At 60.5% G+C, this 19,125-nt stretch carries 14 protein-coding genes; 12 read left to right on the top strand and 2 right to left on the bottom strand.

Annotation, left to right across the window (positions count from 1 at the left end; all coding sequences use genetic code 11):
• The first annotated feature begins 82 nt into the window (after positions 1-82).
• From GIW79_RS17530 to GIW79_RS17505, 6 genes are all read left to right on the top strand, one after another.
• Positions 83-1,528 carry an outer membrane protein transport protein gene (locus tag GIW79_RS17530; RefSeq protein WP_072448441.1) on the top strand — a complete coding sequence of 482 codons (1,446 nt, stop codon included), beginning with the start codon at positions 83-85 and terminating at the stop codon, positions 1,526-1,528.
• A gap of 213 nt (positions 1,529-1,741) precedes the next feature.
• Entirely contained in the window at positions 1,742-4,252 is a 2,511-nt protein-coding gene (locus tag GIW79_RS17525; protein ID WP_236454666.1) for an acyl-CoA dehydrogenase, read from the top strand.
• 227 nt (positions 4,253-4,479) lie between these two features.
• The gene (locus tag GIW79_RS17520; protein WP_236454664.1) at positions 4,480-5,823 is read left to right on the top strand and encodes a 3-oxoacyl-ACP reductase; all 1,344 of its coding nucleotides are present in this window, start codon (positions 4,480-4,482) and stop codon (positions 5,821-5,823) included.
• Positions 5,824-5,826: 3 nt separating this feature from the next.
• Positions 5,827-6,717: a MaoC/PaaZ C-terminal domain-containing protein gene (locus tag GIW79_RS17515; RefSeq protein ID WP_198791206.1), complete on the top strand. Its 891-nt coding sequence runs from the start codon at positions 5,827-5,829 to the stop codon at positions 6,715-6,717.
• Positions 6,714-8,012 carry an acetyl-CoA C-acetyltransferase gene (locus GIW79_RS17510; RefSeq protein ID WP_089041830.1) on the top strand — a complete coding sequence of 433 codons (1,299 nt, stop codon included), beginning with the start codon at positions 6,714-6,716 and terminating at the stop codon, positions 8,010-8,012. Before GIW79_RS17515 ends, GIW79_RS17510 begins: the two co-directional genes overlap by 4 nt.
• Positions 8,013-8,043: 31 nt before the next feature.
• Positions 8,044-9,747 carry an AMP-binding protein gene (locus tag GIW79_RS17505; RefSeq protein ID WP_236454663.1) on the top strand — a complete coding sequence of 568 codons (1,704 nt, stop codon included), beginning with the start codon at positions 8,044-8,046 and terminating at the stop codon, positions 9,745-9,747.
• Between the two features lie 113 nt (positions 9,748-9,860).
• Here the strand turns inward: GIW79_RS17505 and GIW79_RS17500 are convergent, their stop codons facing one another.
• Complete coding sequence (locus GIW79_RS17500) at positions 9,861-10,976, bottom strand: Gfo/Idh/MocA family protein (RefSeq protein ID WP_236454661.1); 1,116 nt, start codon at positions 10,974-10,976, stop codon at positions 9,861-9,863.
• Positions 10,977-11,416: 440 nt separating this feature from the next.
• On the opposite strand from GIW79_RS17500, the gene GIW79_RS17495 reads away from it, so the two are divergent.
• From GIW79_RS17495 to GIW79_RS17475, 5 genes are all read left to right on the top strand, one after another.
• Positions 11,417-12,454: a WD40/YVTN/BNR-like repeat-containing protein gene (locus tag GIW79_RS17495; RefSeq protein WP_236454690.1), complete on the top strand. Its 1,038-nt coding sequence runs from the start codon at positions 11,417-11,419 to the stop codon at positions 12,452-12,454.
• An 18-nt stretch (positions 12,455-12,472) separates the two neighbouring features.
• Positions 12,473-14,848, top strand: coding sequence for an efflux RND transporter permease subunit (locus GIW79_RS17490; RefSeq protein ID WP_054898985.1), 2,376 nt, complete (start codon positions 12,473-12,475; stop codon positions 14,846-14,848).
• Between the two features lie 490 nt (positions 14,849-15,338).
• Complete coding sequence (locus tag GIW79_RS17485) at positions 15,339-15,626, top strand: DUF5629 family protein (protein ID WP_198791203.1); 288 nt, start codon at positions 15,339-15,341, stop codon at positions 15,624-15,626.
• Positions 15,616-16,788 carry a lactonase family protein gene (locus GIW79_RS17480; protein ID WP_236477395.1) on the top strand — a complete coding sequence of 391 codons (1,173 nt, stop codon included), beginning with the start codon at positions 15,616-15,618 and terminating at the stop codon, positions 16,786-16,788. Before GIW79_RS17485 ends, GIW79_RS17480 begins: the two co-directional genes overlap by 11 nt.
• Positions 16,789-16,944: 156 nt before the next feature.
• Positions 16,945-17,124, top strand: a complete 180-nt coding sequence (locus GIW79_RS17475) for a hypothetical protein (protein WP_034126032.1) — start codon at positions 16,945-16,947, stop codon at positions 17,122-17,124.
• A gap of 57 nt (positions 17,125-17,181) precedes the next feature.
• Here GIW79_RS17475 and GIW79_RS17470 read toward each other — a convergent pair whose 3' ends face one another.
• The gene (locus tag GIW79_RS17470) at positions 17,182-18,741 is read right to left on the bottom strand and encodes a hypothetical protein (protein ID WP_236454655.1); all 1,560 of its coding nucleotides are present in this window, start codon (positions 18,739-18,741) and stop codon (positions 17,182-17,184) included.
• A gap of 197 nt (positions 18,742-18,938) precedes the next feature.
• Here GIW79_RS17470 and GIW79_RS17465 point away from each other — a divergent pair.
• Positions 18,939-19,125 (top strand): hypothetical protein (locus GIW79_RS17465; RefSeq protein ID WP_236454652.1); only part of this gene is annotated, 187 nt, incomplete at its 3' end.

Below are 19,125 nucleotides of genomic sequence, written 5' to 3'. Positions count from 1 at the left end.
GTTGGGCAGGGTACTTACGGTCTGCCTACGGCCACACGACCCACCGGCAGGGGCCGGGCGAAATAATAATAAGGAGCAGCGCATGAATAATAAGAAACAACACGCTCACACGTTACTGGGGTTGGCGCTGTTGGGAGGCTTGATGACCACAGGAAATGTGCAGGCGGGCGGCTTCTCCACGCCAACCTACGGTGCGCCTGGCTGGGGGCGCGCGTTTGGTGGCGGTTCATTGTTCAAGAACGACCCCAGTGCCGCGTACAACAACCCGGCGGCCATGGCGTTCATCGATTCAACCATCGTGCAGCAGACCGTCGATTACGCCCGGATCAAGATCAAATATTCTGGCCAGGCGTATGACCATAACGGTAACCCGGTGACCAATACGCCGGTGCTGGATGATCAGGGCAACCTGGGCGATCCGACGCTGAATACGAATAATGGCGGCCAGGGTGGTTTCACCGCATGGCTACCTACTGGCTTTATGGTCATGCCCATCGGCGACCGTTTTGCTTTTGGCCTGAGCCAAGTCGTACCGCAAGGCATGAAAAGTACGTGGAACGAAAACTCTAAGCTGCGAGATTTCGCCGTTGACACCAAGATCGAGACCATTGGCCTGACAGGCTCCTTGTCATTCAAGGTCAATGATGAGTTTTCCGTCGGTGCCGGTGCCATCGTTCAACGTAGCCAAGGGAACGTCAGCCAGAACGTTGACCTGTTGGCTGCCGCGGATGTCTCTCCCGGTCTGGGAGGCACCGGTTTTCCGACCGGCGTCGGGCATTCCTTGATACGCGTGAAAGTCGACAATATCTCAGTGGGCTGGTTTGGCGGCGTGGTTTGGAAGCCGACAGCGCAAGACACGCTGGGCGTGAATTATCACGCCAAGATCAAAAACAAGATGACGGGCAAGTACGACGTTTATACAGACGCGATTGGCCGTAACGCGATGACCAACCCGATTGGTCCGAACGGCGAAACGCTGGTTGAGATGGCCTACCCTGGTCTCAAACTGTTCCCGGATGGCGCGCATGCCAGTGCTCAATTGGATATCCCGGCGACGGCGGCGATTGACTGGGTCCACCAGTTCAATGATCGCTGGACGCTGGGCGTGAGTGCCCAGTGGACAGAGTGGTCCTCGTTCAAGGACCTCACGCTCAAGTCACAAGGCTCGACCATCGTTGCCATACCCTACAACTACAAGAACGCGTGGATGACTTCTATCGGCGGCGACTACAAAGCGACCGACGAACTCACCCTGCGTGCCGGCGTGGCTTACGACCAGACACCGACCCGAAACTCCACCCGTGACCCTCGGATCCCCGACGGGGATCGCTACTTCCTTGCGTTCGGTGCAGGTTATGACATCAAGGCGGTACCAGGCCTGTCGGTGGATGCCGCCTACTCGCACCAGTTTGTCGAAAAGGTCAATCTGAAGACCAAGAACGTTGACCGCCTTGGAGGCGCGCAGCTGGACGGCAAAGCTGAATCCTCAGGTGACGTGGTCAGCCTGTCGGCGACTTATAAGTTCTGAGGCGCGTGCAAGGCAGGGCACTCAGCGCATCTGGAGGCCTTGCCATGGCTGTTGTTTTCGGCGACGTGCGTTGATTCCTTCTTTCGTCAGGCTGACCCGGTCAGCCTATTTTTTCGGCAAGGAATTAAATAAAAATTTCAAAACAAAATTTGAATTAATGATTTGAAGTTTGTAGTGTGGTTTCACGTCCTGAATCAAGTAGAGGTCTCCCCCATGCTTATCTGGTTATTGGTGGGTATCGCAGCAGCGATTGCCCTGGCTTACCGACAAGCCGCTGCCGCCCTGTGGCTAAGCGCCGGCATCCTCTGGCTGGCGGTTGGTTACCTGTTCAACGCAGTGGCCGTGCCGGGCATTGCCTTGGCGGCAGTGCTGGTGGTGCTGCCCGCCTTGGTGCTGGCGATCAAACCCCTGCGCCGCAAACTGTTGACCACCAAGGCTCTGGGCCTGTTTCGCACGATCATGCCGGCGATGTCCGATACCGAGCGTGCGGCTATCGAGTCCGGCACCGTGTGGTGGGATGCCGAGCTGTTCAGCGGCAAGCCCGACTGGCAGCGTCTGCTGCAAGCCGCGCCGGCCAGCCTGAGCGCGGAGGAGCAAGCCTTCCTCGACAACGAAGTCGAAACCCTGTGCGACATCGCCAACGACTGGGAAACCACGCAGGTCTGGCAGGACATGTCCCCAGAAGGCTGGCAGTACACCAAGGATGCCGGGTTCCTCGGCATGATCATTCCCAAGCAGTACGGCGGCAAAGGCTTCTCCCACTACGCCCATTCCCAGGTGGTGATGAAGCTGTCGACACGCTGCTCGGCGGCAGCGATTTCGGTGATGGTTCCCAACTCCCTCGGCCCGGCCGAGCTGTTGCTGCATTACGGCACCGACGCCCAGCGCAACTACTACCTGCCGCGCCTGGCACGCGGTGACGACATTCCGTGTTTCGCCCTGACCAGCCCGTATGCCGGCTCGGATGCAGGCGCGATCCCCGACCTGGGCATTGTCTGCAAAGGCATGCATGAGGGCGAGGAAGTACTGGGTTTCAAAGTGACTTGGGACAAGCGCTATATCACCCTCGGCCCGATTGCCACGGTGCTGGGCCTGGCGTTCCGCGCCGAAGACCCGCAGGGTTTGCTTGGCGCGCCAGGTTCCCTGGGCATTACCTGTGCGTTGATCCCCACCTCCCATCCAGGGGTAAACAGCGGCCGGCGTCACTGGCCGTTGAATGCGGTTTTCCAGAATGGCCCAACCACCGGCAAGGATGTGTTCATTCCCTTGGAATGGGTGATCGGCGGCCGCGAACAAATCGGCAACGGTTGGCGCATGTTGATGGAATGCCTGGCGGCAGGTCGGGCGATTTCCCTACCTTCGGCCAACGTCGGCCTGGGTAAAGTGGCGGTGCGCGGTACCACAGCCTATGCGGCGATGCGCAAGCAATTCGGCCTGCCCATCGGCAAGTTCGAAGGTGTACAGGCGCCGCTGGCGCGCATGGCCGGGCATCTGTATGCCTGTGATGCGGTGCGCAAGGTGTCGGTGGCATCCCTGGACGCCGGCGAGAAACCGTCGGTGATCTCGGCCATTGCCAAGTACCACGTCACAGAGCGGGCGCGCATCATCGTCAACGACGGCATGGACATCGTCGCCGGCAAAGGCATTTGCATGGGCCCCAATAACTTCCTCGCCCGTGCCTACCAGCAAAGTCCCATCGCCATTACGGTGGAGGGCGCGAACATCATGACCCGATGCCTGATCATCTTTGGCCAGGGCTTGATTCGTTGCCATCCCTACGTGTTCCGCGAGATGGAGGCGGCGCACAACCCCGACCGGCGCAAGGCCTTGGAAGACTTCGACAGCGCAATGTTTGGCCATGTGAGTTTTGTCGTGGCCAACACCGTACGCGCAGCGGTGCATGCCCTGACCGGCGGGCGCCTGATCGCGGCGCCGGCCAAGACCGACCCGGCGCTGGCTGCCTACTACCGCCAGGCCAATCGGCTGTCGGTGGTGCTGGCGCTGATCTCGGATATTTCCATGGGCGTGCTGGGCGGTGCCCTCAAGCGCAAGGAAAGTATTACCGGGCGCCTGGGGGATATTTTGTCGCAGCTGTACATCCTGTCTTGCGTGCTCAAGCGCTTCGAGGATGACGGTAGGCCCCAGGCGGACTTGCCGCTGGTGCACTGGGCGGCCCAGGACGCCTTGTTGCGCGCCCACGAAGCCTTGGCCGAAGTGCTCGACAACTACCCTTCAAAACCCGCAGCAGCAGTAGTGCGCACCTTGAGCTTTCCGTTTGGCATCCCGCTGCGCAAACCGTCGGACCGCCTGTTGGCGCAGGTGGCGGAGGTGGTGCAGACCCCTGGCGAGACCCGCGACCGTTTGCTGGCCAACTCCTACATCCCACGTGCGGAAGTCGACAAGCTGGCCTACGGCGAATTGGGTTTCCGTTTGCTGCCCCAAGTGGAGCTGATCGAGGCGCGGCTCAAGCCCGCCATCAAGCAAGGTCTGCTCGGCCCGCTGCCGATTTCTGCCACGGCCTTCACCGATTGGCGCGTGAAGGCGCGGGCGCTGGATTTGATCAGCGACGACGAAGACGCCTTGCTGGCGCGCTATGTGGAATACGCCGACCACGGTATCCAGGTGGACGACTTTCCCCAGGACTTTGGTTTGCTGGAGGCTCTGCAGCAGCGTAAGCAGGCGCTCGAGCCGGTGGCCAAACGGCGCAGCGTCCCGGTCAATTAAGAGAAAACCCGGTCCACAGGTGGGAACTGCTTGCCTTGAATACCAGGCAGAAGGCTTTTTGTAGGAGCGAGCTTGCTCGCGAAGAACTCACAGGCGCCGCGTTGATTCAGGAAGCCAGCGTTATCGTTGACGTTTTTCGCGAGCAAGCTCGCTCCTACAGAGGGCGATCCAGTTCCCCACATTTGACCGGTTTATCAGGCAAGAACTGTGTTGTGAGTGGACTCCTTATGAGTGACAGCTACCTTTCGTTCGTCAATTCTCCCTGGGGCCGGCGTCTGGCCCAGGCGGTCGGCTTGCCGCAACCCTTGCCCCTGCAACGGCATCGCAGCGGCCAGGCCGGCCTGGCTAATCCTGTGATCATCGCCGGGGCAGGGCGCCTGGTGGCCTCGCTGCAGCGCGTGTTCAGCGCCACCGACACCGTCGCCGCGAGCCCGGCGACGCTCAAGGCACCGTCCACGGTCAAGGTGCAAGGCGCGGTGTTCGACGCCAGCGGCGTGGCCGACCTGCAACAGTTGGATGAGCTCTACCTGTTCTTTCACAGCAATGCCAAGCGCCTCGGCCAGCATGGCCGAGTAGTGGTGCTCGGAACGGCACCCGAGCATTGCGACGACTTGCCCCAGGCCATCGCCCAACGCGCCCTTGAAGGCTTGGTGCGTTCGCTGGCCAAGGAACTGCGCCGCGCGATCACCGTGCAACTGCTGTACGTGGCGCCGGGCGCGGAAGACGCGCTGGACAGCAGCCTGGGGTTTTTCCTGTCGCGCCGTTCCGCCTATGTCTCGGGGCAGGTGGTGCGCCTGGAAAAACCGGTCGATGGCCATGCCGCCATCAACTGGGACAAACCCTTTGCCGGCAAACGCGCCCTGGTCACCGGCGCCTCCCGTGGCATCGGCCTGGCGATTGCCCAGGTGCTGGCGCGGGACGGTGCCCATGTGGTGTGTGTGGACGTGCCCCAGGCCCAGGAAGCCTTGCAGCAGGCGGCGACCAGCGTGGGCGGTTCGGCGTTGCCTCTGGATATTACCGCCGCCGACACCGCCTCACTGTTGCAAACCCACGTCAGCCAATACGGCGCCTTTGATGTGGTGGTGCACAACGCCGGGATCACCCGCGACAAGACCATCGCCAAAATGACCGAGGGCGCCTGGCGCAGTGTGCTGGCGGTCAATCTCGAAGCGCCGTGGCAGCTCAGTGAGGCCTTGCTCGACAGTCAGGGTTTGAACCCTGGTGGGCGCATTGTGTGCGTGTCGTCGATTTCCGGTATCGCCGGCAACCTGGGGCAGAGCAACTACGCCACGTCCAAGGCCGGTGTGATAGGCCTGGTACAGGGCCTGGCACCGCGTGCGGCAGCCCGGCAGGTCACGGTGAACGCGGTGGCGCCCGGCTTTATCGAGACCCAGATGACCGCGAAGATCCCGCTGATGATCCGCGAAGCGGGGCGGCGCATGAATTCGTTGTCCCAGGGCGGGCAACCCATCGACGTGGCCGAGACCATTGCCTGGCTGGCGCATCCGGCGTCGGGCGGCGTCAATGGCCAGGTGGTGCGGGTGTGCGGCCAAAGCCTGTTGGGAGCCTGACCGATGGACTACGTGACGCAGATTATCGACCCACCGCCGTCGCGCACGCAGTTATTGCTCGACGGCCTGCGCGCCTTGCGCAAACCCAAACTCGACGGTGCGCCGCCATTGCCTGCAGCACGCCTGGTGCGCAGCGCGGTGGAGCTTTCGTCGGCCGGTATCGCCGCTTACGCACGGGCGTGTGGCTTTCGTCGCGAACAGGGCGTGCCATTGTCCTATCCCCATGTGCTGGCGTTCCCACTGCACATCATGCTGCTGACCCGGCCAAGCTTCCCGTACCCGGCCAGTGGCATGGTGCACCTGGCCAATCGCATTCGTCAGCACCAGCGCTTGCACGAGGGCCAGGCGGTGCGCCTGGAGGTGTATTGCGAACGCTGGGTGGCCCATCCAAAAGGGCAGGCCTTGAGCATTGCTACCCGTGCCTACAGCCAGGAAACCCTGGTGTGGGAAAGCGACAGTCTGTATTTGCGCCGTGACGTCAGCAATCCGGTGGGTGAACCCTGGAATGACCCTCTGCCGCTGCAGGAAGACGGCCTGTTACGCACCCAGCGCTGGGTACTGCCCGCCGACCTGGGGCGACGCTTTGCCAAGGTCTCGGGGGATTTCAATCCCATTCACACGTCGGTCATCGGTGCCAGGCTCTTCGGCTTTCGTCGCGCCATCGCCCATGGCATGTGGACCCTGGGCCGCGCATTGGCAGCGCAACAGCCGCCCGCTGGCCTGGACCAGGCCGAGGCCCATTGCGACTTCAAATTGCCGATCTTCCTGCCCGGCCAGGTAGCCCTGTGGGGCCACCCCGTAAGCGGGCCACGACGCGAGTTCGAAGTGCGCAATTTCGCCGGGGACAAGCCCCATATGCGCGGGCTATTCATTTGGAAAGAGAGCCAGCAATGAGTGACTACAGTTTTACCCCAGCCCCGACCCGCCGCGTGGCGATTATCGGCGGCAACCGTATTCCATTTGCGCGCTCCAACACGGTGTATGCCCACGACAGTAACCAGGACCTGTTGGTCGCCGCCCTGCAAGGATTGGTGGAGCGCTACAACCTGCACGGCCAACGCCTGGGTGAGTTTGCCGCCGGAGCGGTGATCAAGCACTCACGGGATTTCAACCTGGCCCGCGAGGCGCTGTTGTCCACCACGTTGTCGGCGCAAACCCCTGCCTATGATGTGCAACAAGCCTGTGGCACAGGGCTTGAAGCTGCGCTGCTGGTGGCGAATAAAATCGCCCTCGGCCAGATCGAAGTGGGCGTTGCCGGTGGTGCCGACACCACCTCCGACGCGCCCATTGGCATCAACGAATCCTTGCGCCATACCTTGCTTGCGGCCAATCGCGCCAAAAGCCTGGGCGACAAGCTCAAGGCCTTGATGAAAGTACGCCCATCGATGCTGTTCAAACCGTTGCTGCCGCGCAATGGCGAGCCGCGCACCGGCCTGTCCATGGGCGAGCACTGCGAAGAAATGGCCAAGCGCTGGCAGATCAAGCGCCTGGCCCAGGACGAGCTGACCCTCACCAGCCACCAGCGCCTGGATGCGGCTTATAAACGCGGCTTCTTCGACGACCTGATCAGCCCCCATCGCGGCTTGGCCCGTGACAACAACCTGCGTGCCGATATCAGCCTGGAAAAGCTCGCCGGCTTGTCGCCGGCCTTCGACCGCCAGAACGGCACGCTCACCGCCGGCAACTCCACGCCCCTGACCGATGGCGCCTCGGTGGTGCTGCTGGCCAGTGAAGAATGGGCCGCCGCCAATGGCTGGCCGGTGTTGGCCTACTTGCGCACCGGCGAAACGGCTGCGGTGAATTTTGTCGACGGCACCGAGGGCCTACTGATGGCGCCGGCTTACGCCGTGCCACGCATGCTTGCGCGGGAAGGCTTGAGGTTTGCCGACTTCGACTTCTTCGAGATCCACGAAGCGTTCGCCGCCCAGGTGTTGTGCACGCTCAAGGCGTGGGAAGACCCGCAGTATTGCCGCGAGCGACTCGGCCTTGACGCCCCCCTGGGCGCCATCGACCGGGCCAAGATGAACGTCAACGGCGGCTCACTGGGCTGCGGCCATCCCTTTGCGGCCACCGGTGGCCGGCAACTGGCGGCGCTGGCCAAGGCCATCCATGAACGCGGTGGCGGTCGCGGCCTGATTTCGATCTGCGCGGCGGGTGGGTTGGGCATCACCGCCATCGTCGAAAAGTAGCGCTATCAAAAACAACAATAAGGACACTGCGATGAACGCTATCAGCCTGAAACACACCGAACGCATTTGGTTGAACACTTACCTGCCCGGCGTGCCAGCGGACATTGACGCCGGGATCGAGGACTACCCGTCGCTGCGCGAAGTGTTCCTGGAGCACCTGGAGAAGTTCCGTGAACGGGTGGCCTACGTCAGCATCGGCACGCAAATGACCTATGCCGATTGGCGCACCCAGGGTATTGCCTTTGCCGCCTGGCTGCAGGACCAGGGCGTGAAGAAGGGCGACCGCGTGGCCCTGATGATGCCCAACTGCTTGCAGTACCCGATCTGCCTGCTGGGCACGATCCTGGCCGGAGCAGTAGTGGTCAACGTCAACCCGTTGTACACCGCCCACGAACTCAAGCACCTGCTCAAGGACAGTGGCGCCGAAACCGTGGTGATCTTCGAAAATTTCGCGCATACCCTGGAAAAAGCCATGGTGGGCAGCAGCGTCAAGCGAGTGGTGGTCGCGGCCATTGGCGACTTGCTGGGCACCTTCAAGGGCGCGGCAATGAACTTCATCCTGCGCAGCGTGCAGAAGCAGGTACCGGCCTTCAGGCTGCCCGGTTCGCTGCGTTTCAACCAGGTGCTCAAACAGGGCAGGGCCATGCACCATTTGCCGGTCAGCCTGCACCGCGATGAACTGGCCTTCCTGCAATACACCGGCGGCACCACCGGCGATGCCAAGGGCGTGATGCTCAGCCATCGCAATATCATTGCCAACCTGCTGCAAGCCAAGGCCTGGGTCGGTGACCAGTTAAACCTGCACAAGCAGGAAACCAACGTGACCTTGCTGCCGCTGTACCACATCTTCTCACTGACGGTGAACTGCCTGATGTTCATGTGCCTGGGCGGGCGCAATATCCTCATCGCCAACCCTCGGGACGTGAAGCGCGTGCAAATGATCCTGCGCAAGGAACGCTTCAATGGCATTGCCGGGGTGAACACGCTGTTCAACGGGTTGCTGGAGAACAAGGAATTTTGTGCACGGGACTTTTCCGACCTGCGCCTGGTGATTGCTGGCGGCATGGCCACCCACACCGCCGTGGCCAAGCGCTGGAAAGAGGTGACCGGGCTGCCGATCATCGAAGGCTACGGGCTGACCGAATGCTCGCCCGTGGTGAGCATCAGCCCTATTGATATTTCCCGCATGCGCGAGATGGAATTCACCGGCAGCATTGGCGTTCCATTGCCCTCTACCTGGGTGCGCTTCGTACGCGAAGACGGCGAACTGGCGGATATCGGCGAGCAGGGCGAGTTGCAAGTACGTGGCCCGCAAGTGATGCAGGGCTACTGGCAACGGCCGAAGGAAACCGCCGAGGTGCTGGATGCCGAGGGCTGGCTGTCCACCGGGGACATCGGCGTGATGGACGCACGCGGGTATATCCGCCTGGTGGACCGCAAGAAGGACATGATCCTGGTCTCGGGCTTCAACGTGTACCCCAATGAAATCGAGGACGTGGTGGCCATGCACCCTGGGGTTGCTGAAGTGGCGGCCATTGGGGTCGAAGACCCAGTGACCGGGGAGAAGGTCAAGATCATCGTCGTGCGCAAGGACCCGACCCTGACCCAGGAGCAGATTCTTGCTCACTGCCGGGAGTACCTGACGGGGTACAAGCTGCCAAAGTATGTGGAGTTTCGCACCACGGAACTGCCCAAGACCACGGTGGGCAAAGTGCTGCGCCGGGCCTTGCGCTGATCTACGGTTCAGACGACCAAATGTGGGAGCGGGCTTGCTCGCGAATGCGGCGGTTCAGGCACTGAAGGTGCCGACTGACACAGCGTATTCGCGAGCAAGCCCGCTCCCACTTTTTAAACCGTGCCCACTTTGACCCAGCGTTCCTCAAGGGCGGCCACTCGAATCGCCGTCGCCAACCGCTCCACCTCCCACGCCGCCTCAAAGTCCGTCCCTTGGGCCCCTTGGCCGGCCAGCGCCATGATCAGCTCGTGCACTTCCAACGTCTTCAATTCGTTGTAACCCAACTGATGCCCCGCCGCCGGGCTGAATGCCGCATAGCCGGGCAGGGCGGGGCCAGCCAACAGGCGCTGGAAGCCGTCCTGGCCGATGCGGTACAGGCGCAGTTCATTCAAGCGTTCCTGGTCAAACGCCAGCGTGCCTTGGGTGCCACTGATCTCGAAACTCAGGTGGTTCTTGTAGCCGTGCTTGAGCCAACTACTGCTCACCGTGCCACGGGCGCCGTTGGCGAAGCGCAACAGGGCATGCACCTGGTCATCCACGGCAATGGCTTTTGAGGTTGGGCTGCCGGCAGTGGCGGGGCGTTGGTTATGCACGGTCTGGGTATCGGCACAGACATGGGTCACGTCGCCCACCAGGTAGCGGGCCATTGACAGCATATGGCTGCCCAGATCAGCCAGGGCGCCGCCAGCATGCTCCACTTCGCAGCGCCACGACCAAGGGGAGGCGGGGTCCGCCATGAAGTCTTCGCTGAACTCACCTTGGAAACTGATGATCTGGCCCAGTTCGCCTTGAGCAATCATCTGCCGGGCCAGCACGATCATGGGGTTGTGCTGGTAGTTATAGCCGACCCGCGTCACCACCCCGGCGGTATGGGCGGCGCGGCGCATGGCGTCGGCTTGTTCAAGGCTGACGGCCAGGGGTTTCTCGCAATACACCGCTTTACCCGCCGCAATCGCGGCCATGGCCATGGGGTAATGCAAATGGTTGGGGGTGGTGATGGCCACGACGTCGACCTTGGGGTCATTGATCAACGCTTGCCAGTCACCATGGGCCTGGGCAAACCCCCAGGCGCTGGCGCAACGCTGGGCGCGTTCGGTGTCGGCATCGGCCAGGGCGGCCAGCTTGAGCTGCACGGGCAGTTCAAATACCGCTCGAGCGTTGTTGAACGCCAGCGCGTGGGCGCGGCCCATGAAGCCTGTGCCGATCAAGCCGATTCCGAGTTCACGCATCGTCGTGGTCCTTTGGATTATTGTTTTCAGGAAGGCTATTAATGGAATAAAAATTCACTAAATTCAATAGATAGAATAAAAATTCATTTCTTCTGATCGTTCCCACGCTCCGCATGGGAATGCCGGCCGGGGCGCTCTGCGCCCCGCTGTTTGCGCGGTGAGGACGCAGAGCGTCAGCGGATGCATTCCCACGCGGAGCGTGGGAACGATCACGTCGATCACGTGGGGCCATCATTTCAGCTGATATAGCTATATTCAGCACATGGCCAAACGCCGCCAGTTAACAAAAGATAACGTAGCGCCGATTGTCAGACGATTCCAAAGCCCGATAGGATGGCTCCTGCTTCCTCCAGGCGCTCTAGATTGCAGGTTTCAAGGTCCTGGCAGAGAAGACGACCTAACAATAATAAATGGGAGAAAGGTCTATGAGTGAGCCTGTCATGGGTTGGGTTGTTTGCCGCCCACGCGCCGCACGCAGGGTTGCGTTGCTGGCCACAGCGCTCTCGCTGCTTGCTGGCAGCGCATTGTCGCTGCCGGTTCTGGCCGCCAGCGATACCTCCGCCGCCGCAGTCTTTGCAATTGAATCCCCCAAGGCCGCCAGAGGCTTGATGATCGACGTGGTTCACGCGGGCAAGCGCCTGGTGGCGGTAGGTGATCGGGGGCATATCCTTTATTCCGATGATCAGGGCAACACCTGGGCCCAAGCCAAAGTACCCACCCGGCAACTGCTCACGGCGGTGTTTTTCGTTGATGATCAGCACGGTTGGGCCGTCGGCCACGATGCGCAGATTCTTGCCAGTACCGATGGCGGCGCCACGTGGACCCAGCAATATCAAGACCTCAAACGCGAAGCGCCGTTGCTCGATGTGTGGTTCAACGACGCCAACCACGGCCTGGCCGTGGGCGCCTACGGTGCGTTGATCGAGACCACCGACGCCGGCAAAACCTGGAACGATGTCAGCGAGCGCCTCGACAACGAAGACCAGTACCACCTCAACGCCATTGCACACGTCAAGGGCGCCGGCCTGTTTATCGTCGGTGAGCAAGGCAGCATGTTTCGCTCCAGCGACGATGGGCAGACCTGGGAAAAACTCGAAGGCCCCTACGAGGGTTCGCTGTTTGGCGTGATCAGCACCGCACAGCCGCAAACCCTGCTGGCGTATGGGTTGCGCGGCAACCTCTACCGCTCCACCGATTTCGGCAGCACCTGGGAACAGGTCCAATTGAACGCAGCGCGTGGCGCGTTGGAGTTTGGCCTGTCGGGGGCGACCTTGCTGGAGGACGGTTCCATTGTTGTGGTCGGCAACGGCGGCAGCGTGGTGGTCAGCCACGACGACGGCCAGACCTTCAGTGTGTTCAATCGCCCGGACCGTATTTCACTCTCGGCGGTCACGGCGGCCGGCAATGGAAATTTGATCCTCGCGGGGCAGGGTGGCGTGCGGGTTGCCACATCGGCCGGCGCAGAGCTCTCACAATAATAAGAAGGCGGGGATTCAATGAGCAGTCATCACAACGATAAAGCGACCTTTCTTGAACGTCTGATCTTCAACAATCGCCCGGCGGTGATCGTCATCTGCCTGCTGGTGAGCCTCTTCCTGTTCTGGCAGGCGACCTTGATTCGCCCGTCCACCAGTTTTGAAAAGATGATCCCGCTCAAGCACCCCTTCATCGAAAAAATGATGGAGCACCGCAACGATTTGGCCAACCTGGGCAACACCGTGCGTATTTCGGTGGAAGCCAAGGACGGGGACATTTTCACCAAGGAGTACATGGAGACCCTGCGCCAGATCCACGACGAGGTGTTCTACATCTCCGGGGTGGACCGCTCGGGTCTCAAGTCGCTGTGGAGTCCCAGCGTGCGCTGGACCGAGGTGACCGAAGAAGGTTTTGCCGGCGGGGAGGTGATCCCGCAGAGCTACAACGGTTCGCCGCAGAGCCTCGACCAGTTGCGCAATAACGTGCTCAAGTCCGGCCAGGTCGGGCGGCTGGTCGCCAATGACTTCAAGTCGAGCATCGTTGATATCCCGCTGTTGGAGTCCTACCCGGACCCGCAAGACCAGGGCAAGTTGCTGGCCCTGGACTACCGCAAGTTCTCCCATGAACTCGAAGACAAGATCCGCGACAAGTTCGAAACCCAGAACCCCAACGTCAAGATTCATATTGTCGGCTTTGCCAAAAAGGTCGGCGACCTGATCGATGGCCTGGTGATGGTGGTGCTGTTCTTCGGCGTTGCGTTCGTCATCACCCTGATTCTGCTGCTGTGGTTCACCAACTGCCTGCGCAGCACCATTGCGGTGTTGAGCACGACATTGGTGGCGGTGGTCTGGCAACTGGGGTTGATGCACTTCTTCGGTTTCGGACTGGACCCGTATTCGATGCTGGTGCCGTTCCTGATCTTCGCCATCGGCATTTCCCATGGCGTGCAGAAGATCAACGGCATTGCCCTGCAATCCAGCGAGGCAGACAACGCCCTCACCGCCGCGCGGCGCACCTTCCGGCAACTGTTCCTGCCGGGGATGATCGCCATTCTGGCGGATGCGGTGGGCTTCATTACGCTGCTGATCATTGACATCGGCGTGATCCGCGAACTGGCTATCGGCGCGTCCATCGGCGTGGCGGTGATCGTGTTCACTAACCTGATCCTGCTGCCGGTCGCGATTTCCTACGTGGGCATCAGCAAGCGCGCCATCGCCAAAAGCAAGAAAGACGCGAACCGCGAACATAGCTTCTGGCGCCTGCTGTCCAAATTTGCCAGCCCGAAAGTCGCGCCGGTTTCGGTATTCCTGGCGTTGATCGCCTTTGGTGGCGGCCTCTGGTACAGCCAGAACCTGAAGATTGGCGACCTGGACCAAGGCGCACCGGAACTGCGCCCGGATTCGCGCTACAACAAGGACAACAACTTCATCATCAGCAATTACTCCACCAGCTCCGACGTGCTGGTGGTGATGGTCAAGACCAAGGCCGAAGGCTGCTCGCGCTATGAAGCCATGGCGCCCATCGACCAGTTGATGTGGAAGATGCAGAACACCGAGGGCGTGCAGTCGGCGATCTCGTTGGTGACCGTGTCCAAGCAAATGATCAAGGGCATGAACGAGGGCAACCTGAAATGGGAAACCTTGTCGCGCAACCCGGATGTGCTGAACAACTCCATCGCGCGTGCCGATGGCTTGTACAACAACAATTGCTCACTGGCGCCGGTGCTGGTGTTCCTCAACGACCACAAGGCCGAAACCCTCGACCGTGCCGTGCATGCGGTGCAGGAGTTCGCCAAGGAAAACAACAAGGACGGCCTGGAATTCATTCTCGCAGCGGGTAATGCCGGGATCGAAGCAGCCACCAACGAGGTGATCAAGGAGTCGGAACTGATCATCCTGATCCTGGTGTACCTGTGCGTGGCGACCATGTGCATGATCACCTTCCGCTCTTGGGCGGCGACCCTGTGCATCGTGTTGCCGCTGGTGCTGACCTCGGTACTGGGTAACGCACTGATGGCGTTCATGGGCATTGGCGTCAAGGTCGCAACCTTGCCGGTGGTGGCCCTGGGTGTGGGGATTGGCGTGGACTACGGCATCTACATCTACAGCCGTCTGGAAAGCTTCCTGCGCGCTGGCTTGCCGTTGCAAGAGGCGTATTACCAGACGTTGAAGTCCACCGGTAAGGCCGTGCTGTTCACCGGCTTGTGCCTGGCCATCGGCGTGTGCACCTGGATCTTCTCGGCCATCAAGTTCCAGGCCGACATGGGTTTGATGTTGACCTTCATGCTGCTGTGGAACATGTTCGGCGCGCTGTGGCTGTTGCCGGCGCTGGCGCGATTCCTGATCAAGCCTGAAAAGCTGGCAGGGCAGAAGGGCAACTCGTTGTTCGCGCATTGATCCTGCTCCCAAAAGGCGGGAGCGGGCTTGCCTGCGATAGGCATAGGTATCTACACAACGTTGGCGCAAAGCTGGACCTGTGGCGAGGGAGCTTGCTCCCGTGACGGCCTGACAGCCGAAGCTGATCCAACTGACGCACCGTGCCAAGTGTGGGAGCTGGCTTGCCTGCGAAGACGGCCTGGTAGCCAACTGGGATGTTGGATCAGAGCGCGTAGATGTCTGTTACCGCAGGAATGGATATGTACCCGGTATAACTGCGTCGGCCGTCAGGTTGCCATCGCAGGCAAGCCAGCTCCCACAGTTTGATCGTGGGGGTGTCAGGTAGGCGGGCGTTGGCTGTCAGGCCGTCACGGGAGCAAGCTCCCTCGCCACAGGTTTAGCGTCGTACCGAAGTTGTAGAGACCTATGCTGCGATAGCATCACCGCAGTGTTCAACCTCTAGGTTACAGCCTGGGCTATCATTGCGGCTTTCCCCAAAATGATTACTGCCATGACTGCCGACACCCTGACCTGCGTCCTTGCCACCAGCGATATGCTGATCATCAATGGGCTGCACGCTTTTGACTTCAAGCTTGATCAGCAACTGCAGATCCAAAGCATGGATGGCCGGGAACTCAAGCGCTGGACCTTCAGTCCAGAACAATTGCAGGCGGCTACCTTTGACGAGAGCTTGCAAAGCTGGTTGCTGATCAACGACGACGGTGAGCACCGTCTGGTCTGCTTGAGCGCCATCCAGGGCGACAACAATAACGACGAGGACGAAGCAGATGATGCGTAAATTCTGGCCCCTGCTGATGGCAGGCAGTGTCGGTGCGATGTCGGTGCAGGCCGCACCGGCCGATATCCATGAACTGTTGGTCGGCAGCTATACGGCCGGCACCAGTGAAGGGATCTACCGCCTGCAATTCGACAGTAGCACCGGGCAGTTCAGCGGCAAGCCAGTGCTGGCGGCGAAAACCGCCAACCCTTCCTGGCTGACGATCTCCAAAGACCAGAAGCAGTTGTTTGTGGTCAATGAGAACGGCCCCGGCCAGGCAGACCCGGTGGGGCGTGTCAGCAGCTATAGCATCGACCCCCAGAACCACCAGTTGACCCTGATCAACCAGGTGCAGAGCCTGGGCAATGAGCCGACCCATTCCAGTGTGGCCGCCGATGGGCGCTACCTGTTCGTCGCCAACTATTCGGTGGTGGAAGACCCGGGTGGCAGCCTGGCGATCCTGCCGGTGGATGCCAGCGGCAAGCTGTCGGCACCGGTGCAATTGAGCGGGCACCCGGCCAGCCGTGTGAACCCGGAGCGCCAGGCGTCCAACCATGTGCATTCGGTAGTGTCGTCGCCGGATGGCAAGTATGTATTCGTGCAGGACCTGGGCGCGGACAAGGTGTTTGCCTACCGCTACGACCCCAAGGCCAATCACGAACTGCCACTGACAGCGGCCGACCCGGCGTCGGTGCAGTTGCCACCGGGCAGCGGCCCGCGTCACTTGCTGTTCAGCGCGGACGGCAAACACGCCTGGCTGACCACTGAGATGAGCGCCCAGGTAGCCGTGTTCGATTACAACGACGGCAAGCTGACGCAAACCCAGTTGCTCGACTATGCCGCCGACCAACCGGTGTCCGACAAGGCCGGTGCGGCGTTGCATGCGTCAAACGACGGCAAATTCCTGTACGTGAGCAACCGTGGCACGGCCAATCAGATGCTGGTGTTCAGCATCGATCCAGCCACCGCGCACCTCAAGGAAATCCAGCGCCGTTCTGTCGAAGGCGACCATCCGCGTGAGTTCAGCCTCGACCCTAGCGGAAAATTCCTGCTGATCGCCAACCAGAAAAGCAATGAAATTGTCGTCGTCGAGCGCGACCCCAAGACCGGCCTGCTGGGTAAAACCGTGCAGAAATTGCCGATCGATGCCCCCAGTGACCTCAAGTTCCTGGTGCGTCAATAAGCCACAGGCCCCGCACTGCGGGGCCTGAGCCTTTGTATTAATCGCAGTGATAACGGCTACTGTTTCAAAGCATTTCTAAGGTTCAACCCTCGGGCGTAAGTTGGGTTCCAAGGCCTTCCCAGGCCACCCAACCAAACGAACACAAGGGTTACCGCCATGAACTTCAATCTCTTCTCGATCATCGCTGCTTCTGCTGTTTCCGCCACCGTGGCCTTGCCTGCCGCCGCCAGCGTGGAAGTCACCGGCAAAAAATCCAATGTCACGGCCTATACCCAGAAATACCTGCAACAGAGTGCCAACTTTTATGCGGCGCTGGATCACAAGATTCAAAACTGATTGTCGAGCGACTCAAACCCCAAGCCACTCGCGAGAGTGCCTTGGGGTTTGACGTATCTAGCTGATGGTCAATATCCGACGCAAGGATTCATTCAGGTCTATTGCGCGCGCGCGGGTGAAGCTGCTTGAGATCACGTAATAGAACTCGAAGCTGTAGCCTTTGAACTGGCGCAATTGTTCCCAGTAAAACACCTGCTTGACCGGCGCACCGACGGGCCAGGATTGGCCGACGACTTGTGTCTCGGTATGGAGGATCACCTCGTTCAACCCTTTTACAAGTCGAAAGATCCACAGAATCTCGTCGGTGGGTTGTCGCCAGGCATAGTAGGGGCAGCGTGCGATGACATGCGCCGGGTCGTTACCGATGTGATCGTCTGGGTAGCCCTCAAGGTCCGGTGGCTCCAGGCGAACCACTGAGCCTCTGACCTCGGCGCTGGTTTTCTTGGAGTACACCTCGTAGGGCGGGCCGGACTTTCTCAATACGAAGCTGGTCTCCACCCGGCCCTCAGCGGCCATCCGTATATCAAGGTAATCGATGAACACTGAATAGACCTGGCCACCTCGCCTGATCTCGACAAATTTGTGAATGATTTTGACGCCACCTTTAGGCGGGTAGATGCGGAACATCACATCATAAATATCACCCACCTGGCCCACGCTTGACGGCGTGCGAACCTGCATCTCCAGGGGGGTTTCCCCCACGACTTCAAGGTCGATATAGCCAGGTGGCCCGCCATTGACGATGACGGGGCCATCCGTCAGTTGCTGGCCCAGGTTCACCGAGACCTCCACGCTGGCCGAGCCGGGCGTCGAGACATTCCCCACCAGGTCCCGCACCTCCAGCCAGACGTACAGGCGATCACTGTCGCCGGCTTCAAGCAAATCCGCATAGGTCACCAGGATCACTGTGGGCTTGAGAGCCCCCGCAATGTTTTGCGTCTTGATCACCGATCCCCAGTGAAGATCGACTTCATCGGTTGGGTTGGTGTTTGGGGGCGGCTGAAGCGTGATAGTGACGCCTTTGCTGGCGTTGCCTGGGACGATGACCGTCTCGGATACGCTGAATTTCAGTCCTGAATGCCCGGGTACTGTAGGGCCATCGTTGTCGTCACCGGCGGGAAGGTCGGTCTTGACCAGCGTCAGCAGCGGGTAAGACCTGTCGTAGTCCGTGCCGCCGGCATAGTGGACCACATACACCAGGGCATACGGGCCGTCGGGCAGGTCCTTCTGTTCGGCGGCGAAAAAGTAGGCGTTGTTCAGCTCCTCGCCAGGTTTGAGCTGCTTGGTGGCGAGTACCGACACAGTGCCGTCGTCGAGTAGTTTACCGACCGTAATGACATCGCCCGGCGCCGCGGCCCAGCCTTTGTCTACCTGAATCGTCATGCCCGACTCAAACAACCACTTCGGGACGCCAGCGTCGTAGCCTTTGACGTTCTCACTCATGCCGGGAATGTAAAGCCGGTCGAGGTACTTGGGCGCCTTCTTTTCCTCCAGCGTCATGATGGTGTGTGATGGGGCCGGAACCTTCTGTTTGGCAGAGGCTTTGGTTTTGGTCTTTCCCTCTGCCGCTGCTGGCTTGGTCGCAGGCGCGGATGTCTGGTTTTTTTTGGCTGGCATGGCTGTTCTCCTGTTCCTGCGAAGTGTGCTGTTGGCGCTATCAAACGCCTGAATCCGGGCATTGGCTACTGTCAGAATTAACAGGTACCGATCCAGGGGCATCCCGCACTACCTGTTAATTCTGACAGTAGGCACGCCGCGATTTAAGGCGTTTGATAACGGTAAGCCAACAGCGCACGACCGTGAGGACTCTCGCCATGCCCAAGGACAAAACACTTGACCCCCTCCTGCCGCCCATCGTTGTCCCGCTGATGGAGCCGGCCATTGATGGCGATATCGAAGGGGCGCATGGCGGTATCGGCCTGCGGCATACCGAGGTGCCGTTGGTGGTCTACCTGATCAACCCCAAAGATGGCGTCACTCCGGGCAGTGTTGCCTCACTGT

This window comes from Pseudomonas sp. PA-7-1E (genome assembly GCF_021605325.1).
GTDB classification, from domain to species: Bacteria; Pseudomonadota; Gammaproteobacteria; order Pseudomonadales; family Pseudomonadaceae; genus Aquipseudomonas; species Aquipseudomonas fluorescens_BV.
This window is presented reverse-complemented; position numbering and strand designations above follow the sequence as displayed.

Coding starts and splice junctions, on each gene's coding strand:
- GIW79_RS17530 (WP_072448441.1), top strand. CDS start 83: ATGAATAATAAGAAACAACACGCTCACACGTTACTGGGGTTGGCGCTG.
- GIW79_RS17525 (WP_236454666.1), top strand. CDS start 1,742: ATGCTTATCTGGTTATTGGTGGGTATCGCAGCAGCGATTGCCCTGGCT.
- GIW79_RS17520 (WP_236454664.1), top strand. CDS start 4,480: ATGAGTGACAGCTACCTTTCGTTCGTCAATTCTCCCTGGGGCCGGCGT.
- GIW79_RS17515 (WP_198791206.1), top strand. CDS start 5,827: ATGGACTACGTGACGCAGATTATCGACCCACCGCCGTCGCGCACGCAG.
- GIW79_RS17510 (WP_089041830.1), top strand. CDS start 6,714: ATGAGTGACTACAGTTTTACCCCAGCCCCGACCCGCCGCGTGGCGATT.
- GIW79_RS17505 (WP_236454663.1), top strand. CDS start 8,044: ATGAACGCTATCAGCCTGAAACACACCGAACGCATTTGGTTGAACACT.
- GIW79_RS17500 (WP_236454661.1), bottom strand. CDS start 10,976: ATGCGTGAACTCGGAATCGGCTTGATCGGCACAGGCTTCATGGGCCGC.
- GIW79_RS17495 (WP_236454690.1), top strand. CDS start 11,417: ATGGGTTGGGTTGTTTGCCGCCCACGCGCCGCACGCAGGGTTGCGTTG.
- GIW79_RS17490 (WP_054898985.1), top strand. CDS start 12,473: ATGAGCAGTCATCACAACGATAAAGCGACCTTTCTTGAACGTCTGATC.
- GIW79_RS17485 (WP_198791203.1), top strand. CDS start 15,339: ATGACTGCCGACACCCTGACCTGCGTCCTTGCCACCAGCGATATGCTG.
- GIW79_RS17480 (WP_236477395.1), top strand. CDS start 15,616: ATGATGCGTAAATTCTGGCCCCTGCTGATGGCAGGCAGTGTCGGTGCG.
- GIW79_RS17475 (WP_034126032.1), top strand. CDS start 16,945: ATGAACTTCAATCTCTTCTCGATCATCGCTGCTTCTGCTGTTTCCGCC.
- GIW79_RS17470 (WP_236454655.1), bottom strand. CDS start 18,741: ATGCCAGCCAAAAAAAACCAGACATCCGCGCCTGCGACCAAGCCAGCA.